The sequence below is a fragment of the Citrobacter sp. TBCS-15 genome, assembly GCF_005280815.1.
GTDB classification, from domain to species: Bacteria; Pseudomonadota; Gammaproteobacteria; order Enterobacterales; family Enterobacteriaceae; genus Citrobacter; species Citrobacter werkmanii.
This window is the reverse complement of sequence record NZ_SZWK01000312.1, coordinates 81,666-107,748: the sequence shown is the minus strand read 5'-3', so window position 1 is coordinate 107,748 and position 26,083 is coordinate 81,666. Positions and strand designations below refer to the sequence as shown.

The following is a 26,083-nucleotide window of genomic DNA, read 5'->3' as shown; positions in this document are numbered from 1 at the left end:
AAGTATGGATCGCATTATTCAATCACCTGGTAAGTACATCCAGGGTGCCGATGTTATTACCCGTCTTGGCAGCTACCTCAAACCACTGGCAGAACGCTGGCTGGTCGTTGGGGACAAGTTTGTCTTAGGCTTCGCACAATCCGCGCTGGAAAAAAGCTTCCAGGATGCCGGACTGGCGCTGGAGATCGCGCCTTTTGGCGGTGAATGTTCGCAAAACGAAATCGACCGTTTGCGCGGCGTGGCGGAAAAAGCGCAGTGTGGCGCAGTACTTGGTATTGGCGGCGGGAAAACGCTGGATACCGCCAAAGCGCTGGCGCATTTTATGGGCGTGCCTGTCGCCATTGCGCCAACCATCGCCTCTACCGATGCACCATGCAGCGCCCTGTCCGTCATTTACACCGATGCGGGTGAATTCGATCGCTATCTGCTACTGCCGAACAACCCGGACAGGGTCATTGTTGATACTAAAATTGTCGCGGGCGCACCGGCACGTCTGTTAGCCGCAGGCATCGGCGATGCGTTGGCGACCTGGTTCGAAGCGCGTGCCTGTTCACGCAGCGGCGCAACTACCATGGCGGGCGGTCAGTGCACCCAAGCGGCGCTGGCACTGGCTGAGCTGTGCTTTAATACACTGATAGAAGAAGGTGAAAAAGCGATGCTGGCAGCCGAGCAGCGCGTGGTTACACCTGCGCTGGAGCGCGTTATTGAGGCCAATACCTATCTGAGCGGCGTCGGTTTTGAAAGCGGTGGTCTGGCAGCGGCTCACGCCATTCATAACGGCCTGACGGCGATCCCGGATGCGCATCATTACTACCACGGCGAGAAAGTGGCGTTTGGTACGCTAACGCAGTTGGTGCTGGAAAACGCGCCGGTCGATGAAATCGAAACCGTGGCGGCGCTGTGTCATTCCGTTGGGTTGCCGATTACCCTGGCGCAACTGGATATCAAACAGGATATCCCGGCGAAAATGCGCATTGTGGCAGAGGCGGCCTGTGCTGAGGGCGAAACCATCCACAACATGCCTGGCGGCGCAACGCCGGATCAGGTGTATGCCGCGTTGCTGGTCGCTGACCAGTATGGGCAGCGTTATCTGCAAGAGTGGGAATAACTTGCCAATAAAAAATCCCCGCAATCGCGGGGATTTTTTATTCATACCATGCCGGATACGCGCAAGCGCCATCCGGCGTTTTTGTTTACAGCAGATCGAAACGATCCAGGTTCATCACTTTCACCCATGCCGCCACAAAGTCCTTCACGAACTTCTCGTGCGCATCGCTGCAGGCATAAACTTCAGCCACTGCACGCAGTACAGAGTTAGAACCAAACACCAGATCGGCGCGAGTTGCGGTGTATTTTACTTCGCCACTCAGACGGTCACGACCTTCAAACAGCTCTTGTGACTCATCAACCGCTTTCCATTCGTAACGCATATCCAGCAAATTGACGAAGAAGTCAGTGCTGAGTACGCCAGGACGATCGGTAAAGACGCCGTGCTGACTACCATCGAAGTTGGTGCCCAGTACGCGCATACCGCCCACCAGCACAGTCATTTCCGGTGCGGTCAGCGTCAGCTGCTGTGCTTTATCGATCAGCAGTGACTCAGTGGTTGATACGTCAGGGCGAGAACGATAGTTACGGAACCCGTCCGCAATTGGCTTGAGCAGTTCAAACATCTCAACATCCGTTTGATCCTGACGCGCATCTACGCGGCCCGGCGCAAAAGGAACATTGATGCTGACACCCGCAGCGCTTGCAGCCTGCTCCACGCCTACGACACCAGCCAGCACGATAATATCGGCCAACGACGCGGTATGGGCTGATTTATAGATGCCCTCTAACACGGGCAGTACGCGTGCTGCAGTAGCATTCACATCCCAACCACGCTGTGGGTCGAGCGCCAGACGAGCGCCATTCGCGCCGCCACGTTTATCCCCACCGCGGAAGGTTGATGCCGAAGCCCACGCTACCGATACCAATTCGCCCACGGACAACCCGGAAGCAGCAATGGTCGCCTTCAGGTTAAGAATATCCTCTTCGCTTGGGTTGAAGAACGCATGCGGCAACGGATCCTGCCAAATCAGATCTTCTTTTGGCACTTCCGGTCCGATGTAACGCGCTTTCGGCCCCATATCGCGGTGCGTCAGTTTAAACCACGCACGGGCAAAGGCTTCGTTGAACGCCTGCGGATCATTGAGGAAACGACGAGAGATCTTCTCGAACTCAGGATCGAAACGCAGCGTCAGGTCGGTGACCAGCATCGTCGGCTTGCGTTTTTTCTCAGGATCAAACGGATCGGGGATAATCTCCGGCGCATCCACCGCTTCGAACTGGATAGCACCAGCCGGACTGCGAGTCTGGACCCACTCATATTTGAACAGGTTCTCGAAGAAATAGTTGCTCCACTGGGTCGGCGTTTGCGTCCAGACCACTTCCAGGCCGGAAGTAATCGCGTCTGCACCCGCGCCACTACCATAGCTGCTGGCCCAGCCTAAGCCTTGCGCTTCAATCGGCGCAGATTCAGGATCGGCCCCAACGTGGGAAGCTGCTGCTGCGCCGTGGGTTTTACCTAACGTATGACCGCCGCCAATCAGCGCCACGGTTTCTTCGTCGTTCATTCCCATGTTACCGAAGGTCGCGCGAATCGCCGCGGCCGCAGAAAGCGGTTCGCCGCTATGATCCGGCCCTTCCGGGTTCACATAGATAAGACCCATTTCGGTTGCGCCCAGCGGCGCTTTTGCCAGTTCTTCCGGGTGACGGTGGGTCAGCCAGGCTTTTTCATCCCCCCAGTTTACGTCGAGATCCGGTTCCCAGACATCTTCACGACCCGCGCCAAAACCGAAGGTACGGAAGCCGGAGTTTTCCAGCGCCACGTTGCCCGCGAGGATAAACAGGTCGGCCCAGGAGATTTTCTGGCCATATTTCTGCTTGATTGGCCACAGCAGACGACGCGCTTTATCCAGGCTGACGTTGTCCGGCCAGGAGTTCAGTGGTGCAAAACGCTGTTGTCCGCGACCCGCGCCACCGCGTCCATCGATGGAACGATAGGTCCCTGCCCCGTGCCATGCCATACGGATAAACAAACCGGCATAAGAGCCCCAGTCAGCAGGCCACCACGGTTGAGATTCGGACAGAAGGGCTCTCAGATCCCCTTTCAGGGCAGAGTAGTCAAGTTTGCTAAATTCTTTGCGGTAGTCGAAGTCCTCACCCAGCGGGTTCGAACGATTGGAATGTTGGTTCAAAAGATCAACGCGGAGTTGATTAGGCCACCAGTCGCGGTTACTTCTTCCAGCTCCCGCGCTGTGATCCGGCCCGCCCTGATGGAAAGGACACTTACCGGCAGTTGATGCGTTCTGGCTATCGTCGGACATGCTCATCTATATGCTCCCTTTACAGTGTTATGACTACGATATACACCACCAAAGATTAGATATAGTCGAAATAACCCACAGATTCGATAGCCAGATCCTTTTATATTTTTAGTTACAGAGATGTAGATCAAAATGATCAATAAAAAACCCTCCGCAGAGGGCTGACGTACTGATTATGCCGGTCTTACTCCCAGCGTGTGACAAATTGCGTAGCTCATTTCGGCGCGATTGAGAGTATAGAAATGGAAATCTTTCACCCCTTCGCGGCTGAGAATTTTCACCATATCCATGGCGATGTTTGCGCCCACCAGCTTGCGGGTTTCCGCATCGTCATCCAGGCCAGCAAACATAGTCGACATCCATGCCGGAATGCGGACGTTGGTCATGTCGGCAAATTTTTTCGCCTGTTTAAAGTTAGATACCGGCAGGATGCCCGGAATAATTTCCACATCGATACCCGCTGACACGCAGCGATCGCGAAAACGCAGATAGCTTTCTACATCGAAGAAAAATTGGGTGATCGCGCGATTTGCACCGGCATCAACCTTACGCTTCAGGTTCAGCAGATCGGCCTGAGCACTCTTCGCTTCCGGGTGTACTTCCGGGTAAGCCGCAACGGAGATATCAAAGTCCGCAACGTCTTTTAGCAGAGTCACCAGGTCAGAGGCATACATATCCGGTTTACCGCTTCCCGGCGGCAGGTCACCGCGCAGGGCAACAATATGACGAATACCGTTATTCCAGTAGTCCTGAGCAATAGTGCGCAGCTCATCGCGGGTCGCATCAATACAGGTCAGGTGCGGCGCCGCTTCAAGCCCGGTGCGATCCTTAATCCCTTTAATAATGCTATGCGTGCGGTCGCGCTCACCAGAGTTTGCACCGTAAGTGACTGAAACAAACTTCGGCTTCAGGCTGCTCAGGCGATCGATAGAGTTCCACAGGGTTTGCTCCATTTCACTGGTGCGCGGCGGGAAAAATTCGAAAGAAACGTTAATCTGCCCCTGTACTTCGGCCAGACTCTGATTCAGCGCTTCCCGCTGGTTGGCGTGAAAAAAGCTCATACCTTACCTCATCAATCTTTTGTCGTTATATGTTGTGTTGTGAACTGCTATACGTTTAGACGTCTAGATGTAAAAATGACGGAAAAGCACGCTGGCGTCAACACAAAAATCATCGTTAAAGGTGAGGAATACTCAGTCAACGTGAAAAAAATTCACATCAACCTGAAAGACCGAGGGATTGGTTCGCAACCGTCTGCAACCACTGCAACGTTGCTTCGCTCTCAGGTAGCATTACCAATCCCACGTGGATACGTAATGCGGAATCGGTAAGCGGCAGGAATATCACGCCCTGACGCTGGATAGCGGAAAAGGAGGCCGGGAGTAAACTCAGACCGTCACCATGGGCGATCCGCGCCAGCAGCACGTCATGTTCCAGCGGCTCTTCAATACAGGCAGGAGAATAACCGGCGCGACGAAAAATATGTCGGGTGTAATCAAAAAAGGCAGGGTTCCGTTCGCGTTTAAACCAGAACAGTGGTCGGTGGTTCAGCGTCGTTAATGAGAGTGACGGCAGGCTCGCCTCTGGCCAGATCGCGGGTAATGCGGCAACCATCGGCTCTTGCCAGCCAAGTTGCATAACGGTAAGCCCAGGAGCCTCAAGCGGTAACGCCACCAGCGCTGCATCCAGTTTTCCCCGACGAACCTGCCGCACCAGCTCAGGCGAACCATGACGAACAATATGTAGTTTCTCCGTACACCCGTGTAGCTGCGATTCAAGCGAAGCAAAAACACCTTGTTCAAACGCCGTACTTAGCCCCAGGCGCAAAGAGTGCTCCCCAGCTTGCGCTAACTGACTCAACGTCGCGCAGGTTTCTTCGTACATCGTCAGCAGCGGACGCACTATTTCCAGTACGCGCAGACCATCTTCCGTCAGCGTCAAACCACGGGTATGACGGACAAAAAGCGTCATCCCCAGACGTTCTTCAAGCTGGCGAATATGGCGACTCAGCGGCGGCTGCGACATAAATAAACGCTGCGCCGCCCGGCTCATATTGTTCTCTTCCGCCACTACGGAAAAGTAACGCAGCAGACGAATATCCAGAGAGTGCAAAGGCGATGTTGTCATACCAAAAAGGTATCACGGAAACGGTATTATCCCAATCATTCTGCACGCTCTATCCTCAGGCTATATACCAGACAAATGAGGAAGAGATTATGCATTCAGAACGCTTTATTACCGGTCAGAAGATGCTGCAAAAAGTGGATGGTAAAGGGGGCGATGCGGTCATCGAAAGCCTGCAAGATATTGCGCCAGACTTCGCCCGCTACCTGCTTGAATTTCCTTTTGGCGACATCTATTCAAGACCGGGTCTGGATTTACGCAGTAGAGAGATTGCTACCGTCGCGGCGTTAACGGCGCTGGGTAATGCCGCCCCGCAATTGAAGGTGCATATTGGCGCAGCATTACACGTAGGCTTAACGCAGGATGAGATCGTCGAAGTAATTATGCAGATGGCCGTATACGCTGGCTTTCCGGCCGCGTTGAATGGTCTGTTCGCCGCGAAAGAGGTGTTTGCCTCCCACAGAGGCTAAAACAACAGGCCAGCGGCTTGTCTGCTGGCCTGAACGCGTTACTTTTTCACATCTTCCACACGCATGCCTTTCAGTTGCTCATCCGTCAGCGTATTTCCCGCTTTGAAATAATCAACGACGGCATTAGAGACATAGTAACCGCCGGATGTATTACGCGCTGTGCCTTCGGTGAATGCCGTAAAACCATCACCGCCGTCTGCCAGAAAACTATTGGTGGCAATGTGATAAATCACAGCGTCCTCAATTGGCTTGCCGTTTAGCGTCAATACGGTGACCCGCTGGCCAACCGGTTTGCTGCTGTCGTACTTCATCTCAAACCCTTTGGATACCTGTAGTACGCCGTTGCTTAAACCCGCGCCGTGCTCCATCAAACTACGCAGTTGCTTACCGGTAAGATCCATCGTAGACAGCTCGTTCGGGAACGGGAAGGTACTAATAACTGCGCCCATCGTAATAGCACCTGACGGGATTTCATTACGAATGCCCCCTGAGTTGGTAAGCGCTAACTGGGTATCTTTACCCGCCGCAGCCAGTAATGCATCCGCCGCCAGATTCCCTAACGAAGAGGATTCACCATAAGCTCGCGTCAGCTCAACCGGCGAGTTGGCAACCGTCTGTTGTACCACTTGATCAAGCTTTTTATTCCAGCCATCAATCACCTGTTTCGTCTGCGGATCGGGTTTCCACTCATCGGCGTAGATAGTCTTCAGCTCGAAATTCTTCACGGTAAATTGATGCGGTTTTTGCTGGTAATCCAACACCAGTTTACCGACATCAATACCGCCGCTGTCGGTGGAGAGAATTAAGGTATTACCGACTTTAATCGGCTCTGGCGTGCCCACATGCGCATGGCCGGTGATCAGGATATCCAGGCCATGCACCTGACCTGCAGTCTGGATATCTTTATCCAGCGCACGACGCACATCTGTACTTCCCTGGCTGGACTGACGCGCCGGCGTACCTTCGTGGATCAACGCCACCGTCAGATCGACCTTACCTTTTAATTCATTGATATAACGTTGCAGCCACTTCACCTCATCCCGCGCCTCAATGCCAACGCGCGTCGCAGCCGAAACCGTATCATCAAAAGCAAACACACCGTGCAGACCTATGACGCCAATCTTTACGCCATCTTTTTCAATAATGGTCCAGGGCTTATCCCAGAACATTTTGCTGCTGTTCTGGTAAAAGATATTGCCCTGCACAATGGGGAATTTCGCCTGGCTCAGTTGCAACAACGTATTATCCCAGCCGTGATCGAACTCATGATTACCCATAGTGACGGCATCGAAATTCATCGTATTCATGATATCGATAATCGCCTTGCCCTTTGTCAGGCTGCTGATGTACGGCCCGGTGAAGTAATCACCCGCGTCAAAGAACCAGGTCGCGCTATTTTTCGCTTTTTCCTGCTTCACCATCGTCGTGATATTGGCCCAACCGCCAATATCGCGTGTGCCATTAGCAATCCACGGGACTTTATAAGGTTCGACATGGGCATGAAGATCGTTGGTATAAATAATCGTGACATCTTTGGCACTCGCCCAGAGCGGCAAAGAGACCAGAACACCGACAGCAAGCATTTTTAACTTCATAATCAATCCCTTTCAGTCATATAAAGAATCGCTACGTTACGTTCTGAAAGGTTTTTTTATGTGAGAAGACTCACACCCATCGGTAATAGTTGCAGGGCAAAATCAACGACCATTAAAAATCGTTGGTAATGCGATGACTTCTCTGTTCACCATCAACTGCTGCAAGTCTTTTGGCTGCAAAAATCTGGGGCTGGCAAACTCAGTTGATTACAGCTGGCCCGATTACCGACTGGGCTACGCCGCCCTGCACTGCCGGGCATGCGGAAGTTATCCCCCGCTGTTTAACGCTGAACATTTCCGCGAGTGGTTGGCCGCCTGTTTTACACATTTTGCAATTAACAGCGGTCTTTTTTGCCCAAATTGCTATCAGCGGGAACCGATCCGTTATGGACATAACCCACAGGGAACCCAGCGCCTACAGTGCCGGAGCTGTAGAAAAGTCTGGACCCCCAGACAACCGCCATCGACGACTATTGATCCGCCAGAACAGATAGTGACGGTGCCGCTTATCGTCCCTTTTCAGGGCGCAAGTGCAGATCAGAAACTGTATGTATTACTCAGTTTTGATGCTATTCGCGGCAATATTTTGCATATTTCCAGCAACTTTTCCCCTCATTCTGTTGGCAAGTCATTAGTTTACCGCTGGCGCGGGATGGTCGAGGCCCCAGCGAATCATGATGATGTTATCCAACGTGTAAATCATCGAGAAACGCAGTTTTTACGTCGCAGCCAGTTTGACGAAATTCAGTACGGCAGCGCGATGCTCAAACGTAACGCCAGCGGTAAGATTTTACGTCCGGTCATTACCACGCATGGGCATTTCCGCGTTCTGAGCCATCTCTGGCCAACGGTTAAAATGCACATCATCGCCCACGAATGTTTTCTGCGCGGTGCTGTGATTACCGCATGGGCGGAACAATTTCGCGAACATCACGCCTCGCTTTGGTTTGTGGATGAAGAAATGGGCGACGATCAACACACCATGCCCTGCCAATTACTGGGCAAAAGTTATCAGGGATGGTGGCAAAACCAGTGGCAGATTTGGCAACAGAACAACAGGCGTAAAATGGTGTGTTTGTTAACGGAGGGACAGGTTGAAAAAGGAGCCTCGATAACCCTGAGGGCAAGTCATCATTTTATCGCCTGGCTGCAGCAACAGCCGGAATTTCGGGATAGCGCCCGTTACTCGGCCCATTCGGTGTTTCAGACGATAAGGACGCTGACGGAGAAATACAACACCCTGATCACCCAGAGCGATTTGCCCGGTGGCGCTGCAGCTTTCCGGGCCTATGGTTCGTGTCATAGCCAGGCCGGATAAGCGTAAGCGCCATCCGGCAACGCAAACTACAGCAACTGCGCCAGGCGGTTGATGTCGGACTGAATGGCTCCGGCAGTCACATCACGACCCGCCCCCGGCCCACGAATCACCAGCGGGTTATCGCGATACCAGCGGCTTTCAATGGCGAACACATTATCGCACGGCAACAATGCCGCCAGCGGATGCTCAGAACGTACCGCTTCAACACCCACACGTGCTTTACCGTTAGCGTCAAAACGCGCCACATAGCGCAGCACCAGCCCCATTTCACGCGCCGCTTCCAGGCGTTGCACCATCTGCTCATTCAGTTCATCGCCATTTTCAAAGAAATGGTCAATAGAGCCTTCTTCACAATGCGCAGGCACCAGCGACTCCACGCGAACCTGATCCGGCTCGATGTCGTAACCCGCTTCACGCGCCAGAATCACCAGCTTACGCATCACATCCTTGCCGGAAAGATCCACGCGCGGGTCTGGTTCGGTCAGCCCCTGCTGCCACGCCTGATCTACCAGGTCGGTGAAAGGCACCGTGCCATCAAATTGCAGGAACAGCCACGACAACGTGCCAGAGAAGATCCCGCTGATCGACAGAATGGTATCTCCACTATCAATCAGATCGCGCACGGTATGGTTGATCGGCAAACCTGCACCCACGGTGGCGTTATACAGCCAGTGACGACCGGTTTTTTCAAACGCATCATGAATTTGGCGATACTTATTACTGCTGCTCGCACCTGCCAGTTTGTTGGCGCTGATAACATGGAAACCGTGGCTGGCGAAATCCAGATATTGATCCGCCAACTGCTCGCTGGCGGTTACGTCCAGCACCACTAAGTCATCATACGGGTGGGCGCGCATCCACAGGAACAACGACTCTTCATCCTGTTCCACTGCCTCATCATCAAAGAAGGCCAACGCGCGGCTGGCATCCAGCCCTTCATAATTCAGCAAGCTACGGCGGCTATCAACCACGCCCGCCAGCACGAACTCTAATCCGGTACGCGCCGAGAGCGTACTTTGCTCACGGGCGAATAGCTCCAGCCAACGTGATCCAATATTCCCCTTCCCGAACAACACCAGGCCGATACGTTTTTCCGCGCGGAAAATTGACTGATGCAGACCTTGGATCAGGCTCTCCGTCGGTCCAGTACGCAGTACGGCGACCAGGCTGATGCCCTCCTCCGACTGCCAGGTGAACTCAACCGGCTGACCTTTCAGTTGCTGCCAGAAGCGGTGGCAGTGCAGCGGGTTACGGGTGACGCCCGCCCCGACCATCGCCACGAGAGCCAGCCCTTGACGCAGACGCAGCTCTCCCGGCAATCCGGCCTCATCAAGAATTCTCAACGCGCCGTCAGCGACTTCGGAGGTATAGCAAAATTGCAGCAGTTGGCGATCGGGATGCACACCCACCGCCAGCGGACGCACCTGGGTGCGTTTTAAAATCTGGTCGACCTCTTTGTGGGCCAGCTTAAAGTCCTGACCGGTGGGAACCTGAAACTCAATCAGGCAGACGTCGTCATGACTGGTCACGATACGCGCCCCGGTCCCGGAAGCCAGCACGCGTTCAATACGCGTTGAACCTTGCTCCGGCGTATAGCTACAACGCAGCTGGAGATCAATATCACTGCCGGAAACCGGCTGTAAGGTACGGGCATGGAGGACCGGAGCCGCCAGACGCGCCAGTTCGCTGGCTTCATCCAGACGCAGCAGCGGTAGCAGGCAGGCATCTTTCACTTTACGCGGATCCGCACTGTAAACCCCGGCGACATCGCTCCAGATAGTTACGCGAGAAACCCCAGCCAACGCGCCAACCTGCGTCGCCGAGTAGTCAGAACCATTACGCCCCAGCAGTACCGTTTCACCGGCGTTGCTACGGCTAATAAAACCGGTAACGACCAGGCGTTTACCCGGATGTTGCGCCAACAGTTGCTGCAGCAATGGGTAAGAGAGACCTTCATCCACCTGCGGCTGAGCGCTACGCTCCGCACGTAAAAAATCGCGCGCATCCAGCCAGGCCGATTCCATACCTTGTTGGTTAAGGACGGCGGACATCAAACGCGCCGACCATACCTCACCGTGTCCGACAACTTCAGCATAAACGGCATCGTTCACGCCGCTGTCGAGTAATCCGGCCAGACGCTCCAGGTCGTGAATAAACGCACCGATCAGGCCGTCGGCCACTTCTGGTGGTAACAAACCGCTAATCAGCTCGCTCTGATAGCGACGTAACGTCTGCTGAACCTGATGCGCAGAAAGACGATCGGTCTGGCTTAACTTCAGCCAGCTAATCAACTGGTTAGTGGTGCTGCCTGCGGCTGAAACAACCATCATGTCATCAGGCTGCGAGTACTCCGCCATAATGCCTGCGACACGCAGATAACATTTCACATCAGCCAGACTACTACCACCAAATTTGTGCAGTTGACGACCCTTCGCCCCTGCCTGCGCAATCACACTCATGTTTACCCCTTGTTTGCAGCCCGGAAGCCATTTTCCAGGTCGGCAATTAAATCTTCGCCATCTTCAATACCGGTGGAGATACGCAGCAGCGTTTCCGAAATCCCTGCCGCCGCGCGCGCTTCTGGCGCCATTCCCGCGTGTGTCATGGTTGCGGCGTGGGAGATCAGACTTTCAACGCCTCCTAACGATTCCGCCAGCGTAAACAATGACAGCCCGCCAAGGAAGCGACGCAGCGTTTGCTCATCGCCATCCAGTTCAAAACTCAGCATCGCGCCAAAGCCTTTTTGCTGACGCGCGGCAATCTCATGCCCTTGATTATTCGGCAATGATGGGTGATACAATTTTTTCACCAGCGGCTGCGTTTGCAGATAATCAACAATCGCCTGAGCATTACGTTGCGCCACCTCCATACGCGGTGACAGAGTACGTAGGCCGCGCAACAGCAGATAACTATCAAACGCGCCGCCGGTCACGCCAATATTGTTCGCCCACCACGCCAGTTCAGTGACCGTTTCCGGATCTTTCGCTATCACCACGCCAGCCACCACGTCTGAGTGACCGTTTAAATATTTCGTGCATGAATGCAACACCAGATCGGCGCCCAATGCCAGTGGATTTTGCAGTGCCGGGCTTAAAAAAGTGTTGTCTACCACGCTGACTGCACCAGCTTCACGCGCCAATTGACAGATTTTCGCAATATCCACCACGCGTAGTAGCGGGTTGCTGGGGCTTTCTACCAGCACCAGCTTCGGTTTTTCCGCCAGCGCCGCCTGCAACGCCCGCTCATCGCCTTGATCGACAAACAGTACGCGATAACAGCCACGCTTTGCCAGACTGTCAAACAGGCGATAGCTGCCACCGTAACAGTCGTGCGGCGCGACCAGCAGATCGCCAGGTTTCAGGAATACCGTCGTCACCAGATGAATCGCCGACATACCGGTATTGGTTAGTACCGCGCCCGCGCCACCTTCCAGTTCTGCCAACGCGCGCTGAACCACATCGCGCGTCGGGTTACCGCGGCGTGAATAGTCATGGGCGCGAGGTTCATTAAAACCGGTAAAGTTATAGGTACTGGAGAGGTGAATCGGCGGGACAACGCAACCGTACTGTTCGTCGTCATTTAATCCGCTACGCACTGCGATGGTGGCCTGTTTACGCGTCATATTGAGGAGATCCTGGCTGAGTCGGTGAAAAGTCAGGCACCAGATTAATCATAGTTACAATAGACGTCAATACATCTGGACATCTAAACTTCTTTGCGTATAGATTGAGCAAACCGCAAATAGCCGTTAAAATTATATGCATTAGCGTACATCCGCGTCGGCTTACTTCGTGTCAGGGCCGCGCCACTACGATAAACTACGCGCAATTATGGTCCGGGCTCAGGTTCTGGCCTCAATATTAATGACGAAGAGGATTAGGTATCTCATGGCTGAATGGAGCGGCGAATATATCAGCCCATACGCTGAGCACGGTAAGAAGAGTGAGCAAGTAAAAAAAATTACGGTTTCCATTCCTCTGAAGGTGTTAAAAATCCTTACCGATGAACGCACGCGTCGTCAGGTGAACAACCTGCGCCACGCCACCAATAGCGAACTGCTGTGTGAAGCGTTTCTGCATGCTTTTACCGGGCAACCACTACCCAACGATGACGACCTGCGTAAAGAGCGCAGTGATGAAATCCCGGAAGAAGCAAAGGTAATCATGCGTGAACTGGGTATCAACCCGGAAACGTGGGAATACTAATGTGATCACGGCGGCTCACGGATTCAGAGCCGCCGGTTATTAACGTCTTTAGTAAGGATGCCACATGAAGAAATATTTTCTTCTTTTTACGACGTTTATCTTTCACCCCGCGTTAGCCTGGGACCCGCAAACTGGCGACATCATCTTCCAAATCTCCCGTTCATCGCAAAGCAAAGCGATACAGCTGGCAACTCATTCAGACTATAGTCACACCGGAATGATCGTCATACGTAGCAGCAAACCGTATGTCTTTGAAGCGGTTGGCCCCGTAGTCTATACCCCTTTGTCGCACTGGATTGCTCGTGGGGAAGGCGGACGATATATCGTCAGACGAGTCAGCGGTGGGCTTTCATCCCCGCAACAGCAAAAGCTGGTGCAAACAGCAAAACATTATCTCGGTAAACCTTACGATCTGACCTTCTCATGGACGGATGAACGCCAGTACTGCTCGGAAGTGGTGTGGAAGGTCTACCAGAACGCACTTGGAATGCGTATCGGGAAGCTGCAAAAGCTAAAAGAGTTCGATCTCAATCAGCCAGTGGTACGAGCCAAACTCAAAGAACGATATGGAAAGAATATCCCGTTGAATGAAACGGTCATCTCCCCGCAGGCGGTATTTGACGCACCGCAATTGGAGACGGTAGATAAAAATTGGCCTTTGTTCTCGTGGTAAACAACAATGAAATATTCGATTCTCATCTGGGTTTGTTTTCTACTTTGGGGTTGCTCTACCTATCCGCAAGCGTTATCCCTTAAGACACAAAACTCACCGGCTAAAAGCAGCTATGAAATTTATATCGTCAACCATGGCTGGCATACAGGAATAATTGCGCCAGCCCACAACGTGAACATCGCGTTACCACAGCTTAAATTGCGTTTTCCTGAAGCGCAGTGGTATGAAATCGGCTGGGGTGATAAAGGCTTTTATCAAGCGCATGAGATAACAACAAAACTGACGCTGCAAGCTATGTTCTGGTCATCTGGAGCAGTTCTGCATGTCGTCACTTTTTCCCAAAAACCTAGCCGCTATTTCTCTGGGGAAGATATTAGCGAACTGACCCTGGATAGCAGTCAATTTAACAATCTAATGCGCTTCATTGGACGTAGTTTCGCTTACGACGACAATAGAAATCTTATTCCACTAAAATACGGCATCTATGGTAATAGCCAATTTTACGCTGCTAATGGTCGCTATAGCATCTTCAACACCTGTAATAAATGGACAGCAAAAGCATTGGTCAGCGCAGGGATGGACATAGATCCCACGTTCAAACTCACAAGCAGTAGCGTGATGCAGGCGATCAAGGATAACAGCGGTTGTTTAAATCGCTATTGCTACCTGCTCGATAGGTATCGCAATACTGATACGTATTTCGCTCAAAAAAACGANGGCGGGATTGCTCCCGCCATATTTCACAACGCTACTTACTAATTCCATTGAGTTTATTCAATGTTTCTTCCATTTTGAGCGTTTCTTTACGGTTCAATGGATAGCAATAAATCAGAATGACCGCCGCCAAAAACAGGCACAAAGCTGGCAGGAGATTCGCCATCGTATAAATATTTTCCTGCACGATGCTGGTTTGCACAGCCCCACCCGTTGAGGAAGATTGATAACCAATGATGGCCAGCATAAAGCCGCCAATAGCCCCGGCGCACGCCTGACCAACCTTGCGGGCGAAGAAGTTCACGCCATAAACGGTACCATCCTCACGATCGCCAGTGACATACTGGTGATAATCACAAACATCAGTCATAAACGCCCATATCATCAGGTTGAATAACCCTGCACCCAGCGTCGCCAGAAACAGGAAAACCAAATAGACTTTCGCGTCGGTAATGTGGACGAAGTACATAATCAGATACATCGCTACCGCAAAGAGTAACGCGCCTACACTCGCTTCTTTTTTACCAAACCGCTTCGTGAGCCAGGATGCCGATGGCGCCAGCAAAACCAGAGAGCCAAAGGTAAACAGCAATGCAACGGACATGGCCTCTTTGTTATGGAAATAGTCATTAAACAGGTAGGTCATATTGGTCCCGGACAACCCCTGATTAATCACAATCAGCAGATCCACCACAACCAGAACAATCAGTGCCTTGTTGCGTAACAACCCCTTCAGTAACACCGACACGGGCATGCTCTCTTTTCTCTCCACACGCACGCGTTCCGTCGTTAGCTGACAGGTTAGGGTTAAAAAGATAAAGCCCAGCACTGCGCAACCAATGGCAATCCAAAAGAAATGCTGCCCGGAAATCACCTGGCTTCCGTCCACCAGGGTGGTGTACATCAGAATTGGAATAAAAAAGCCGGTTGCCCCGCCGCCGATGGCAGACCCAACGCTGCGCCAGGTTGAGAGCGAAACACGATCTTCCGGGTTCGAGCTGATCGCCGCAGACATGGCACCATACGGGATACTGACCGTCGATAACAACGAACCGTAGATAAAATAGGAGCAGCAGATGTAGATAATTTTCGCCGTATAAGAGAAATCATTCACAAATGGCAGGAACAGGACGACCGCAATGATGCAGAAAGGATACTTCATACGGCGCACCCACGGGTTAAACCGTCCATGTACCGTTAGTTTAGAGGTATCACATAAACGCCCTACGCCAACGTCGACAAACGCATCAAAGAGTTTGGTTACAAAATAGAGCGAGCCTACAATAACGCCGGAAATACCGAGTACGTTAGTGTAATAAATCATTAGAAAACTGTTCACCAACCCAAGAATAAAACAGGTTCCGAGGTCGCCACACAAATAACCAAATTTATCTCTTAATCCGAAAGGCCTGACAGTAATACTTTGATTACTTCCGATTGTAGTACCATCATTAGACATGATGTCAACTCCTTAGACTCATTATTCACGCAAACTATATGTATATACCGATGCTCAGCGTAATAAACCGCTATGAAGAGTATTAATGGTCAGAAGTTATAACCGAGACCGACACGATAACGAGTCTGACGATCGTCTGTGGTGGTGGTGTTATAACCGGAGGAAACGTTACCCACCTCAACAAATGGAATCCAGGAACCTATTTTATAAGCCACACGGAAGTTATATTCATAATCGTCTTTGCGGTTGTTATATAAATCTTCGCTATCGGCAATTTTATAAATACCGTTAAGCTCAAACATCCAGTCATGAATGTTATAACCGAGCCATGCTTCCGGACGATAGACCATGCGGTCATCCTTGCCGTCAGTGTTTCTGCGCATGTACTCCTGACGATAGCGGAACGCAGTCCACCAGCAGTCATTGATATTGTACTGTACGCGGATATAAGGTTTATAAATCGTGATGTTATCGCCCGTTTCAATCGCAATACCCGGCTGCCAGATAAGATCCCGCCAGGTAAACTGGTAGCTTGCCGTATACTCGTTGCCATTACTTTCCATATTATTCCACGCATCATTAGATTGCGTATCTTCGGAACGTGAAATAGCTTCAACTGCAACACCAAAACCAGTCGCAAAACGATGAGACATATAAACACGATCGTAATTACGCCCATCGTCATAATATTCATGACGATAATCAACATAACCCGCTTGCGCGGCCACAGAGAATAATGGAATCAGTAATAACGCAGATTTAAATTTCATGACCATCCCTCTTCACACTAAATCAAGGAAATTACCCATCTCGTTCCGTCCATTAATGGGAAACGATGAAGGATTAAGAATAATTTTATATTTCGACGAAAGTGTATTTTAGAAAGAAAGCAGAAACCTTTGGTATTTTGCCAACAATTAGCATGAGTGGCAAAAACCAGAAGATAAAAAGGACGCAGATCACCAGTAGAAACATTTTACCTAAAAAATAAAAACACTGTTTTATTTATTAAATAAAAGACACTATTCAACACATCAATATAAATTTCAGTCTTCAGGCGCAGATACAAAAAAAGCGCCGTAAGGCGCTTTTTTCTGACAGCTGAAACTTACTTGCTGCCTGGGATGCTGAAACGCTTGTTGAAGCGATCAACACGGCCACCGGTAGCAACATCACGCTGCTTGCCAGTATAGAACGGGTGGCACTTGCTGCACACGTCGAGGTTCAGATCGTGACCGACAGTAGAGCGGATTTTAATGACGTTACCGCAAGAGCAGTTTGCAGTAATTTCTTCGTATTTCGGGTGAATATCTTTTTTCATGGGAAAACCTCGGTTTAAGGCCGCGTCGCTCTTCCAGCCCTAACGCCAGACACCACGCGATGTTAATTATTCCCCGTCACCTTTCACACTGCATCAACAGCTTGAAATTCTCGGGTAATGGTCATTGTTTGACGCAATCAATTTGCATCAAAGGCGGCGAATCATACAGAAATTAACCTGCTCATGCAAACTGATCCGCATTCTACCCCTCACTAATGTGTATACTAACCCGCCAGATTTCAAGTCAGGATGATTCAATGCCCGTTGCGCACGTTGCCTTACCCGTTCCACTACCTCGCACCTTTGACTACCTCCTGCCGGAAGGCATGAGCGCCAAAGCCGGGTGTCGTGTACGCGTGCCTTTTGGCAAGCAGCAGGAGCGCGTGGGCATCGTCCTTTCCGTTAGCGAGCACAGCGAACTACCTCTCAACGAATTAAAAGCCGTTCTCGAAGTGCTGGACAGCGAACCGGTCTATTCGACCTCCGTCTGGCGTCTGCTGTTGTGGGCAGCTGACTATTATCATCATCCTATTGGCGACGTGCTGTTTCATGCCCTGCCGATTCTGCTACGCCAGGGACGCCCGGCTACCAACACGCCCATGTGGTACTGGTTTGCCACTGAAGAGGGCCAGGTTATTGATCTCAACGGCCTGAAGCGTTCTCCCAAGCAGCAGCAGGCGCTGGCAGCATTACGCCAGGGAAAAATCTGGCGCGACCAGGTGGCAGAGCTGGAATTTAATGACGCCGCCTTGCAGGCGCTGCGTAAAAAAGGCCTGTGCGATCTGGCAAGCGAAACGCCAGGATTTAGCGACTGGCGTACGCACTACGCGGTTTCCGGTGAGCGTCTGCGGCTGAATACCGAACAGGCTACCGCTGTCGGGGCGATCCACAGCGCTTCTGACAGTTTTAGCGCCTGGCTATTAGCGGGCGTGACGGGATCGGGTAAAACAGAGGTCTATTTAAGCGTACTGGAAAATGTGCTCGCCCAGGGCAAACAGGCACTGGTAATGGTGCCGGAGATTGGCCTGACGCCGCAAACTATTGCCCGGTTTCGCGAGCGCTTCAATGCGCCGGTCGAAGTCCTGCACTCGGGTTTAAATGACAGTGAACGTCTTTCGGCATGGCTGAAGGCGAAAAATGGCGAAGCGGCGATTGTTATCGGCACTCGCTCGTCGCTGTTTACGCCGTTTAAAAATCTGGGCGTGATTGTCATCGACGAAGAGCACGACAGCTCTTATAAACAGCAGGAAGGCTGGCGCTATCATGCGCGCGACCTCGCGGTTTATCGCGCCCATAGCGAACAAATTCCCATCATTCTCGGCTCAGCCACCCCAGCACTGGAAACGCTGTGCAACGTGCGGCAGAAAAAATACCGCATGCTGCGCCTGACGCGCCGCGCCGGGAATGCCCGCCCAGCCACTCAGCACGTGCTGGATCTGAAAGGTCAGCAGGTGCAGGCCGGACTCGCCCCTGCGCTTATTGCCCGTATGCGTCAGCACCTGCAGGCGGATAATCAGGTGATCCTGTTTTTGAATCGCCGGGGCTTTGCTCCTGCCCTGCTGTGTCACGATTGTGGCTGGATTGCTGAATGCCCGCGCTGCGATCACTACTACACGCTGCATCAGGCGCAGCACCATCTGCGCTGCCACCACTGCGACAGTCAGCGTCCGATACCGCGTCAGTGCCCTTCCTGCGGCTCAACGCATATGGTTCCGGTAGGACTCGGCACCGAACAGCTTGAGCAGGCTCTGGCGCCTTTTTTCCCCGGCGTGCCAATCTCACGCATCGATCGCGACACGACCAGCCGTAAAGGCTCGCTGGAGCAGCATCTGGCGGAAGTACACCGCGGCGGCGCGCGGATCCTGATCGGCACGCAAATGCTGGCAAAAGGCCACCATTTCCCGGACGTCACCCTGGTGGCGCTGCTGGACGTTGACGGCGCGCTGTTCTCCGCAGATTTCCGGTCGGCAGAACGCTTCGCCCAGCTCTACACGCAGGTTTCCGGGCGTGCCGGTCGCGCCGGGAAGCAGGGCGAAGTGGTACTACAAACGCACCACCCTGAACATCCGCTGCTGCAAACCTTGCTGTATAAAGGTTATGACGCCTTTGCCGAACAGACGCTGGCCGAGCGACAAACGCTCCAGCTTCCCCCATGGACCAGCCATGTCATCGTGCGGGCAGAAGATCACAACAACCAGCATGCGCCGATGTTCTTGCAGCAGTTACGAAATCTGATTCAGGCCAGTCCGCTGGCCGATGAAAAACTGTGGGTGTTAGGCCCGGTTCCTGCCCTGGCGCCCAAACGTGGCGGTCGCTATCGCTGGCAAATTTTGTTGCAGCACCCGTCGCGAATTCGCCTGCAGCATATCGTCAGCGGCACGCTGGCGCTGATTAATACATTACCCGATGCACGTAAGGTTAAATGGGTGCTGGATGTCGATCCCATCGAGGGATAATCCCTCACGATGCGAGGCGGATCGTAAAATTAAATATCCATCACACTTTTTATGAAAATTCTGTAACCGCTTCCATTCACTATCTGATAAAAATGTTTCAGATGAAGGTTATCCAGGGACGAGTCTGTGCCAGCCGCCCTGGCGAGGAGAAAGAGTGAAACCGAATAAGCAGGTTGCCGCCGCTACGATGAAAGATGTTGCTCTGAAGGCGAAAGTCTCAACGGCAACCGTATCCCGCGCATTAATGAACCCAGACAAAGTTTCGCAGTCAACCCGTAACAAGGTTGAGCAAGCTGCTCTGGAAGTGGGATATCTACCTCAATCGATGGGACGCAACGTAAAGCGTAATGAGTCACGTACCATTCTGGTGATTGTACCGGATATCTGCGATCCGTTTTTTAGCGAAGTCATTCGTGGCATAGAAGTCACCGCCGCAGAACAGGGATATCTGGTGCTTATCGGCGATTGCGCGCACCAGAATCAGCAGGAAAAGACCTTTCTTAACCTCATTATCACCAAGCAGATCGATGGCATGGTGCTGCTCAGCTCGCGCCTGCCGTTTGATGCCAGCGTGGAAGAGCAGCGTAATTTACCGCCGATGGTTATGTCCAACGAGTTCGCGCCAGAGCTGGAACTTCCCACCGTGCACATTGATAACCTCACCGCCGCCTTTAACGCGATGAACTATCTGCTGGAACTGGGACATAAACGCATTGGCTGTATCGCCGGACCAGAGGATATGCCGCTGTGCCATTACCGTCTGCAAGGTTACGTTCAGGCACTGCGCCGCAACGGAATTACGGTCGATCCGCATTTCATCGCGCGCGGTGACTTTACCTATGAAGCGGGAGCCAATGCGCTTAAACAGCTCCTGGCGCTACCACAGCCGCCTACCGCGGTCTTTTGTCACAGCGATGTCATGGCGCTTGGCGCCCTCTCTTACGCCAAACGTCAGGGCCTGAAGGTGCCCGATGATTTATCGATTATCGGCTTCGATAACATTTCGCTCGCGGAATTTTGTGATCCACCCCTGACAACCGTCGCACAGCCGCGTTTCGATATCGGACGTGAAGCTATGCTGTTACTGCTCGATCAATTACAAGGGCAGAACGTCAGCAGTGGCTCACGTTTACTGGACTGCGAGCTTATTATTCGGGGTACAACCCGGGCACTGACGTAAAGTAAAGTGCTTTCGGACTCCCCTGTCTGGTCAAAGGCCCGCCGCTTAAGTAACATGGCGGGCTGACGAACGAATAAATACAGCGAAACGATAGTGGCACAACGAGATTATGTACGTCGCGGCCAACCGGCACCTTCGCGGCGCAAAAAGAGCACATCACGGAAAAAACAACGCAATACGCCTGCGGTATCGCCCGCAATGGTTGCTATTGCTGCAGCCGTACTCGTGACCTTTATCGGTGGTCTGTACTTCATTACGCATCACAAGAAAGAAGAGTCCGAAACGCTGCAAAACCAGAAAGTCACCGGCAATGGCATTCCACCAAAACCGGAAGAGCGCTGGCGATACATCAAAGAGCTGGAAAGCCGTCAGCCTGGCGTACGCGCGCCTACCGAACCGTCCGCCGGCGGCGAGGTGCTGAACGCCGACCAGTTAACCAATGAGCAACGCCAGTTGTTGGCGCAGATGCAGGCTGACATGCGTCAACAGCCAACGCAGCTCAACGAAGTCCCGTGGAACGAACAAACGCCTGAACAACGCCAGCAAACGCTGCAGCGTCAGCGTCAGGTGCAACAGCAGCAGTGGAACACTACGCAGCAGCAGGCTCAACAGCCACGCCAACGAGCAACGGAACAGCCTTACCAGCAGCCGCAAACGCGTACGGCGCAAACCGCACCGGTACAACAGCCGAAACCGCAGCCAAAACCGGCGGCGCAACAGCCGTATCAGGATCTGCTGCAAACGCCTGCGCATACCACCGCCGTTCAGCCGAAAACGCAACCGGCCGCGCCAATAACGAATGAAACGCAACCGCCAAAACAGACGGCGGAGAAAAAAGATGAACGCCGCTGGATGGTTCAGTGCGGGTCATTTAAAGGCGCTGAGCAGGCAGAAACCGTGCGCGCGCAGCTGGCCTTCGAAGGGTTCAACTCGCGTATCACCACCAACAACGGCTGGAATCGCGTGGTCATTGGTCCGGTCAAAGGCAAAGAGAATGCCGACAACACCATCAGCCGCCTGAAGGTTGCTGGTCACACAAACTGCATTCGACTCGCCACTGGGGGTTGAAACCCCCAAAATCCCCCCCATCTATACTTGCATTACGCCCCGCATCCTGTGCGGGGCCTGTATTCTGCATTTGTAACCAAGGGGTCTGCTCGTGACAACAATAGTAAGCGTACGCCGTAACGGCCATGTGGTAATCGCCGGTGATGGTCAGGCCACACTGGGTAACACCGTAATGAAAGGCAACGTGAAGAAAGTCCGCCGTCTGTATAACGACAAAGTCATTGCGGGCTTTGCGGGCGGTACTGCGGATGCATTCACGCTGTTCGAACTGTTCGAACGCAAGCTGGAAATGCACCAGGGTCACCTGGTGAAAGCGGCCGTTGAACTGGCAAAAGACTGGCGTACCGACCGTATGCTGCGCAAACTCGAAGCGCTGCTGGCCGTCGCAGATGAAACGGCATCACTCATCATCACCGGTAACGGCGACGTCATCCAGCCAGAAAACGATCTGATTGCCATCGGCTCCGGCGGTCCCTACGCCCAGGCTGCTGCACGGGCTCTGCTGGAAAACACCGAGCTTGGCGCGCGCGAGATTGCTGAGAAAGCGTTGGATATTGCAGGGGATATCTGCATTTATACCAACCACTTCCATACCATCGAAGAATTGAACTCCAAAGCGTAAGGATCCCCCATGTCTGAAATGACCCCACGCGAAATTGTCAGCGAACTGAACAAACACATCATCGGCCAGGATAACGCTAAGCGTTCCGTGGCGATTGCCCTGCGTAACCGCTGGCGCCGTATGCAGCTCAACGAAGAGCTGCGCCATGAAGTGACGCCGAAAAATATTCTGATGATTGGCCCGACCGGCGTCGGTAAAACCGAAATCGCCCGTCGCCTGGCAAAACTGGCCAACGCGCCGTTCATCAAAGTTGAAGCAACCAAATTCACCGAAGTTGGCTATGTTGGTAAAGAAGTTGACTCCATCATCCGCGATCTGACCGACGCTGCCATTAAGATGGTTCGCGTTCAGGCAATTGAGAAAAACCGCTTCCGCGCTGAAGAGATGGCGGAAGAGCGCATTCTCGACGTGCTGATCCCACCAGCTAAAAATAACTGGGGGCAGTCTGAACAACCGCAGGAACCTTCTGCTGCGCGTCAGGCGTTCCGTAAAAAACTGCGCGAAGGCCAGCTCGACGATAAAGAGATCGAAATCGATCTCGCCGCCGCACCGATGGGCGTTGAAATCATGGCGCCTCCGGGCATGGAAGAGATGACCAGCCAACTGCAGTCCATGTTCCAGAACCTGGGCGGTCAGAAGCAAAAACCGCGTAAGCTGAAAATCAAAGACGCGATGAAGCTGCTGATTGAAGAAGAAGCGGCCAAACTGGTGAACCCGGAAGAGCTGAAACAGGAAGCTATCGACGCCGTTGAGCAGCACGGGATCGTGTTTATCGACGAAATCGACAAAATCTGTAAGCGCGGCGAATCCTCTGGCCCGGACGTGTCCCGTGAAGGCGTACAGCGCGACCTGCTACCGCTGGTTGAAGGCTGCACGGTCTCCACTAAGCACGGCATGGTGAAAACCGATCACATTCTGTTTATCGCTTCTGGCGCATTCCAGGTAGCCAAACCGTCTGACCTGATCCCGGAACTGCAGGGTCGTCTGCCGATTCGCGTTGAACTACAGGCGCTGACCACCAGCGATTTTGAGCGTATCCTGACCGAACCGAATGCCTCCATCACCGTTCAGTACAAAGCGCTGATGGCGACCGAAGGTGTGGACATTAACTTCACCGAATCGGGCATTAAACGCATTGCCGAAGCGGCCTGGCAGGTTAACGAAACCACCGAAAACATCGGTGCGCGTCGTCTGCACACCGTTCTTGAGCGTCTGATGGAAGATATTTCCTATGATGCGAGCGATTTGAACGGCCAAAGCATCACAATTGATGCCGAATATGTGAGCAAACATCTGGATGCGCTGGTCGCAGATGAAGATCTGAGCCGTTTTATCCTATAATCGCGTTCAATGCATTTTCATCACTGTTGATGGGGCTGATAAAGCCCCATTTTTATTGGCGCTAAATATGACTGAACAACAACAAATTAGCCGCTCACAAGCCTGGCTGGAAAGTTTACGACCTAAGACCTTACCGCTCGCCTTCGCGGCGATCATCGTCGGTACGGCATTAGCATGGTGGCAAGGATACTTCGATCCGCTGGTTGCTCTGCTGGCATTGATTACGGCGGGACTGCTGCAAATTCTGTCCAATCTCGCTAACGACTATGGCGATGCCGTCAAAGGCAGCGACAAGCCCGATCGCATTGGACCGCTGCGCGGGATGCAAAAAGGGGTTATCACCCAAGAGCAGATGAAGCGCGCGCTGATCGTCACCGTAGTGTTGATCTGTCTGTCTGGTCTGGCCCTGGTTGCCGTGGCCTGTCACACGCTGGCGGATTTTGTCGGTTTCCTGGTGCTCGGGGGCCTGTCGATTATCGCCGCGATCACTTACACCGTGGGTAATCGCCCTTACGGATATATCGGTCTGGGCGATATTTCCGTGCTGGTATTCTTCGGCTGGCTCAGCGTGATGGGAAGCTGGTATTTGCAGGCCCATACGCTAATTCCGGCGCTGATTCTGCCTGCCACCGCCTGCGGCCTGCTGGCAACCGCTGTGCTCAACGTCAACAACCTGCGCGATATCAACAGCGACAGAGAGAACGGCAAGAACACGCTGGTCGTGCGTTTAGGCGCCGTCAATGCCCGCCGCTACCATGCCTGCCTGCTGATGGGTACGCTGGTCTGCCTGGCGCTGTTTAACCTGTTCTCGCTGCAAAGCCTGTGGGGATGGCTGTTTATTCTCGCCGCTCCGCTGCTTTTCAAACAGGCGCGTTACGTGATGCGTGAGATGAACCCTGAGGCAATGCGCCCGATGCTGGAACGCACCGTAAAAGCGGCACTATTAACTAACCTGCTGTTTGTCGTTGGGATTTTCTTAAGTCAGTGGTCTCTTTAACTGACAAATATCAATTAACAATTGATGATTTTGCCAACAGTACACATAGCGCGATATACTAAAAATTCTCGCAGCAACTAAACGTTAAGCCTATGAAATACGATACATCCGAGCTTTGTGACATCTATCAGGAAGATGTCAACGTCGTGGAACCGCTGTTCTCTAACTTTGGGGGACGGTCGTCGTTTGGCGGACAAATCATCACGGTAAAATGTTTCGAGGACAACGGGTTGCTGTACGATCTGCTCGAACAAAACGGCCGTGGTCGCATTCTGCTGGTCGATGGCGGCGGTTCTGTCCGTCGCGCGCTGGTCGATGCCGAACTGGCAAGACTGGCCGTACAGAATGAATGGGAAGGTCTAGTCATCTACGGCTCAGTACGCCAGGTAGACGATCTGGAAGAACTGGATATCGGCATTCAGGCGATTGCCGCAATTCCGGTAGGCGCTTCCGGTGAAGGCATTGGGGAAAGCGATGTGCGCGTCAACTTTGGCGGCGTGACGTTCTTCTCCGGCGACCACCTGTACGCCGACAACACCGGGATAATTCTCTCCGAAGACCCGCTCGATATCGAGTGATCAAAAAGGCACCGCAAGGTGCCTTTTTTTATGCGTTGTCGCTGATTGCCGGATGTCGGCTCACGCCTTATCCGGCCTACAGGTATCCGCATTCTAAATCCTCTATAGATTTCGCGTCAGGGCAAGGCGGCAAGTAAGTGAATCCCCAGGAGCATAGGCCACTATGTGACTGGGGTGAACGCACGCAGCCAACGCCGCCATAACGTGAAATATGACGAGGATTAGACTTCTTCCATACGACCCAGGAGGGCATGCAGACGATCCTGCCAGCCGTTCTGCTGTTCTTTCAGGTTGTTGTTCTCACGCTCCAGTTCTTCACGCTGCTGCTGTGCAGACTGAACTTCCTGCGACAGTGAGTTGTTCTTTTCTTTCAGCTCTTCGATTTCCATCTGCAACAGCGTGATGGTATCAATCGCCTGCTGTACTTTTGCTTCCAGTTTCTCAAACACTTCTAATGACATCGTCATACCTCTCCTGAATTGCAAGGCGTTGATGGATAAAAATCCTCGTCCCGATAACCGGCGACGCCTTAATAAAAACGAGCGCACTCTACTTAACACCGATTGTATGAAGCCGCGTCATCCCTGTCCAGCG

At 52.7% G+C, this 26,083-nt stretch carries 23 protein-coding genes; 13 read left to right on the top strand and 10 right to left on the bottom strand.

The features are described from left to right. Positions 1–4 precede the first annotated feature (4 nt). Positions 5–1,108, top strand: a complete 1,104-nt coding sequence (locus FDW96_RS22695; protein ID WP_042313362.1) for a glycerol dehydrogenase — start codon at positions 5–7, stop codon at positions 1,106–1,108. A gap of 85 nt (positions 1,109–1,193) precedes the next feature. Here the strand turns inward: FDW96_RS22695 and katG are convergent, their stop codons facing one another. From katG to FDW96_RS22680, 3 genes are all read right to left on the bottom strand, one after another. Then, on the bottom strand, positions 1,194–3,374 hold the full coding sequence (katG, locus tag FDW96_RS22690; RefSeq protein WP_137366352.1) for a catalase/peroxidase HPI: 2,181 nt from the start codon (positions 3,372–3,374) through the stop codon (positions 1,194–1,196). A 167-nt stretch (positions 3,375–3,541) separates the two neighbouring features. Continuing rightward, the gene (gene metF / locus FDW96_RS22685; protein WP_038636049.1) at positions 3,542–4,429 is read right to left on the bottom strand and encodes a methylenetetrahydrofolate reductase; all 888 of its coding nucleotides are present in this window, start codon (positions 4,427–4,429) and stop codon (positions 3,542–3,544) included. A 157-nt stretch (positions 4,430–4,586) separates the two neighbouring features. Then, on the bottom strand, positions 4,587–5,495 hold the full coding sequence (locus FDW96_RS22680; RefSeq protein ID WP_137366351.1) for a LysR family transcriptional regulator: 909 nt from the start codon (positions 5,493–5,495) through the stop codon (positions 4,587–4,589). A gap of 89 nt (positions 5,496–5,584) precedes the next feature. Here FDW96_RS22680 and FDW96_RS22675 point away from each other — a divergent pair, with 89 nt between their 5' ends. Then, positions 5,585–5,962 (top strand): carboxymuconolactone decarboxylase family protein, encoded by a 378-nt coding sequence (locus tag FDW96_RS22675; RefSeq protein ID WP_061382562.1) that lies wholly within the window; start codon positions 5,585–5,587, stop codon positions 5,960–5,962. A gap of 38 nt (positions 5,963–6,000) precedes the next feature. Here FDW96_RS22675 and FDW96_RS22670 read toward each other — a convergent pair whose 3' ends face one another. Further along, positions 6,001–7,557 (bottom strand): bifunctional UDP-sugar hydrolase/5'-nucleotidase, encoded by a 1,557-nt coding sequence (locus tag FDW96_RS22670; RefSeq protein WP_137366350.1) that lies wholly within the window; start codon positions 7,555–7,557, stop codon positions 6,001–6,003. 133 nt (positions 7,558–7,690) lie between these two features. Between FDW96_RS22670 and FDW96_RS22665 the strand changes: the two genes are divergently transcribed. Continuing rightward, positions 7,691–8,875, top strand: a complete 1,185-nt coding sequence (locus FDW96_RS22665) for a cytoplasmic protein (RefSeq protein ID WP_137366349.1) — start codon at positions 7,691–7,693, stop codon at positions 8,873–8,875. Positions 8,876–8,901: 26 nt separating this feature from the next. Here the strand turns inward: FDW96_RS22665 and metL are convergent, their stop codons facing one another. Together metL and metB are read right to left on the bottom strand one after the other, a co-directional pair. Beyond that, the gene (metL, locus tag FDW96_RS22660) at positions 8,902–11,334 is read right to left on the bottom strand and encodes a bifunctional aspartate kinase/homoserine dehydrogenase II (protein WP_042313376.1); all 2,433 of its coding nucleotides are present in this window, start codon (positions 11,332–11,334) and stop codon (positions 8,902–8,904) included. Positions 11,335–11,336: 2 nt separating this feature from the next. Next, positions 11,337–12,497, bottom strand: a complete 1,161-nt coding sequence (gene metB / locus FDW96_RS22655; protein WP_038636034.1) for a cystathionine gamma-synthase — start codon at positions 12,495–12,497, stop codon at positions 11,337–11,339. Positions 12,498–12,762: 265 nt separating this feature from the next. Here metB and metJ point away from each other — a divergent pair, with 265 nt between their 5' ends. The 3 genes from metJ to FDW96_RS22640 all read left to right on the top strand — a co-directional run bounded on the left by metJ (position 12,763) and on the right by FDW96_RS22640 (position 14,512). Continuing rightward, positions 12,763–13,080 (top strand): met regulon transcriptional regulator MetJ, encoded by a 318-nt coding sequence (metJ, locus tag FDW96_RS22650; protein WP_003825168.1) that lies wholly within the window; start codon positions 12,763–12,765, stop codon positions 13,078–13,080. A gap of 64 nt (positions 13,081–13,144) precedes the next feature. Beyond that, the gene (locus FDW96_RS22645) at positions 13,145–13,753 is read left to right on the top strand and encodes a YiiX family permuted papain-like enzyme (RefSeq protein WP_137366348.1); all 609 of its coding nucleotides are present in this window, start codon (positions 13,145–13,147) and stop codon (positions 13,751–13,753) included. Positions 13,754–13,759: 6 nt separating this feature from the next. Then, positions 13,760–14,512 (top strand): TIGR02117 family protein, encoded by a 753-nt coding sequence (locus tag FDW96_RS22640; protein WP_137366347.1) that lies wholly within the window; start codon positions 13,760–13,762, stop codon positions 14,510–14,512. Here FDW96_RS22640 and FDW96_RS22635 read toward each other — a convergent pair. The 3 genes from FDW96_RS22635 to rpmE all read right to left on the bottom strand — a co-directional run bounded on the left by FDW96_RS22635 (position 14,502) and on the right by rpmE (position 17,247). Next, a complete protein-coding gene (locus tag FDW96_RS22635; protein ID WP_137366346.1) occupies positions 14,502–15,926 on the bottom strand; it encodes an MFS transporter in 1,425 nt (474 codons plus the stop codon). The two genes, FDW96_RS22640 and FDW96_RS22635, sit on opposite strands and share 11 nt — an antisense overlap. Before the next feature lie 89 nt (positions 15,927–16,015). Beyond that, complete coding sequence (locus tag FDW96_RS22630; RefSeq protein ID WP_042313383.1) at positions 16,016–16,696, bottom strand: oligogalacturonate-specific porin KdgM family protein; 681 nt, start codon at positions 16,694–16,696, stop codon at positions 16,016–16,018. 338 nt (positions 16,697–17,034) lie between these two features. Continuing rightward, a complete protein-coding gene (gene rpmE / locus FDW96_RS22625; RefSeq protein ID WP_003028810.1) occupies positions 17,035–17,247 on the bottom strand; it encodes a 50S ribosomal protein L31 in 213 nt (70 codons plus the stop codon). Between the two features lie 257 nt (positions 17,248–17,504). On the opposite strand from rpmE, the gene priA reads away from it, so the two are divergent. The 7 genes from priA (at position 17,505) to rraA (ending at position 25,489) form a co-directional block, all read left to right on the top strand. After that, entirely contained in the window at positions 17,505–19,703 is a 2,199-nt protein-coding gene (gene priA, locus FDW96_RS22620) for a primosomal protein N' (RefSeq protein WP_137366345.1), read from the top strand. Positions 19,704–19,857: 154 nt separating this feature from the next. After that, complete coding sequence (cytR, locus tag FDW96_RS22610; protein ID WP_042313387.1) at positions 19,858–20,883, top strand: DNA-binding transcriptional regulator CytR; 1,026 nt, start codon at positions 19,858–19,860, stop codon at positions 20,881–20,883. A gap of 93 nt (positions 20,884–20,976) precedes the next feature. Next, positions 20,977–21,951, top strand: coding sequence for a cell division protein FtsN (gene ftsN / locus FDW96_RS22605; protein WP_137350354.1), 975 nt, complete (start codon positions 20,977–20,979; stop codon positions 21,949–21,951). 91 nt (positions 21,952–22,042) lie between these two features. Continuing rightward, entirely contained in the window at positions 22,043–22,573 is a 531-nt protein-coding gene (gene hslV / locus FDW96_RS22600) for an ATP-dependent protease subunit HslV (protein WP_003028805.1), read from the top strand. A 9-nt stretch (positions 22,574–22,582) separates the two neighbouring features. Continuing rightward, positions 22,583–23,914: an HslU--HslV peptidase ATPase subunit gene (hslU, locus tag FDW96_RS22595; RefSeq protein WP_003028803.1), complete on the top strand. Its 1,332-nt coding sequence runs from the start codon at positions 22,583–22,585 to the stop codon at positions 23,912–23,914. Positions 23,915–23,981: 67 nt separating this feature from the next. Further along, positions 23,982–24,911, top strand: a complete 930-nt coding sequence (gene menA, locus FDW96_RS22590; RefSeq protein WP_038636012.1) for a 1,4-dihydroxy-2-naphthoate polyprenyltransferase — start codon at positions 23,982–23,984, stop codon at positions 24,909–24,911. 92 nt (positions 24,912–25,003) lie between these two features. Continuing rightward, positions 25,004–25,489 (top strand): ribonuclease E activity regulator RraA, encoded by a 486-nt coding sequence (rraA, locus tag FDW96_RS22585; RefSeq protein ID WP_008787034.1) that lies wholly within the window; start codon positions 25,004–25,006, stop codon positions 25,487–25,489. A 221-nt stretch (positions 25,490–25,710) separates the two neighbouring features. Here the strand turns inward: rraA and zapB are convergent, their stop codons facing one another. Next, entirely contained in the window at positions 25,711–25,956 is a 246-nt protein-coding gene (zapB, locus tag FDW96_RS22580) for a septal ring assembly protein ZapB (protein ID WP_019077914.1), read from the bottom strand. Between the last annotated feature and the right edge of the window lie 127 nt (positions 25,957–26,083).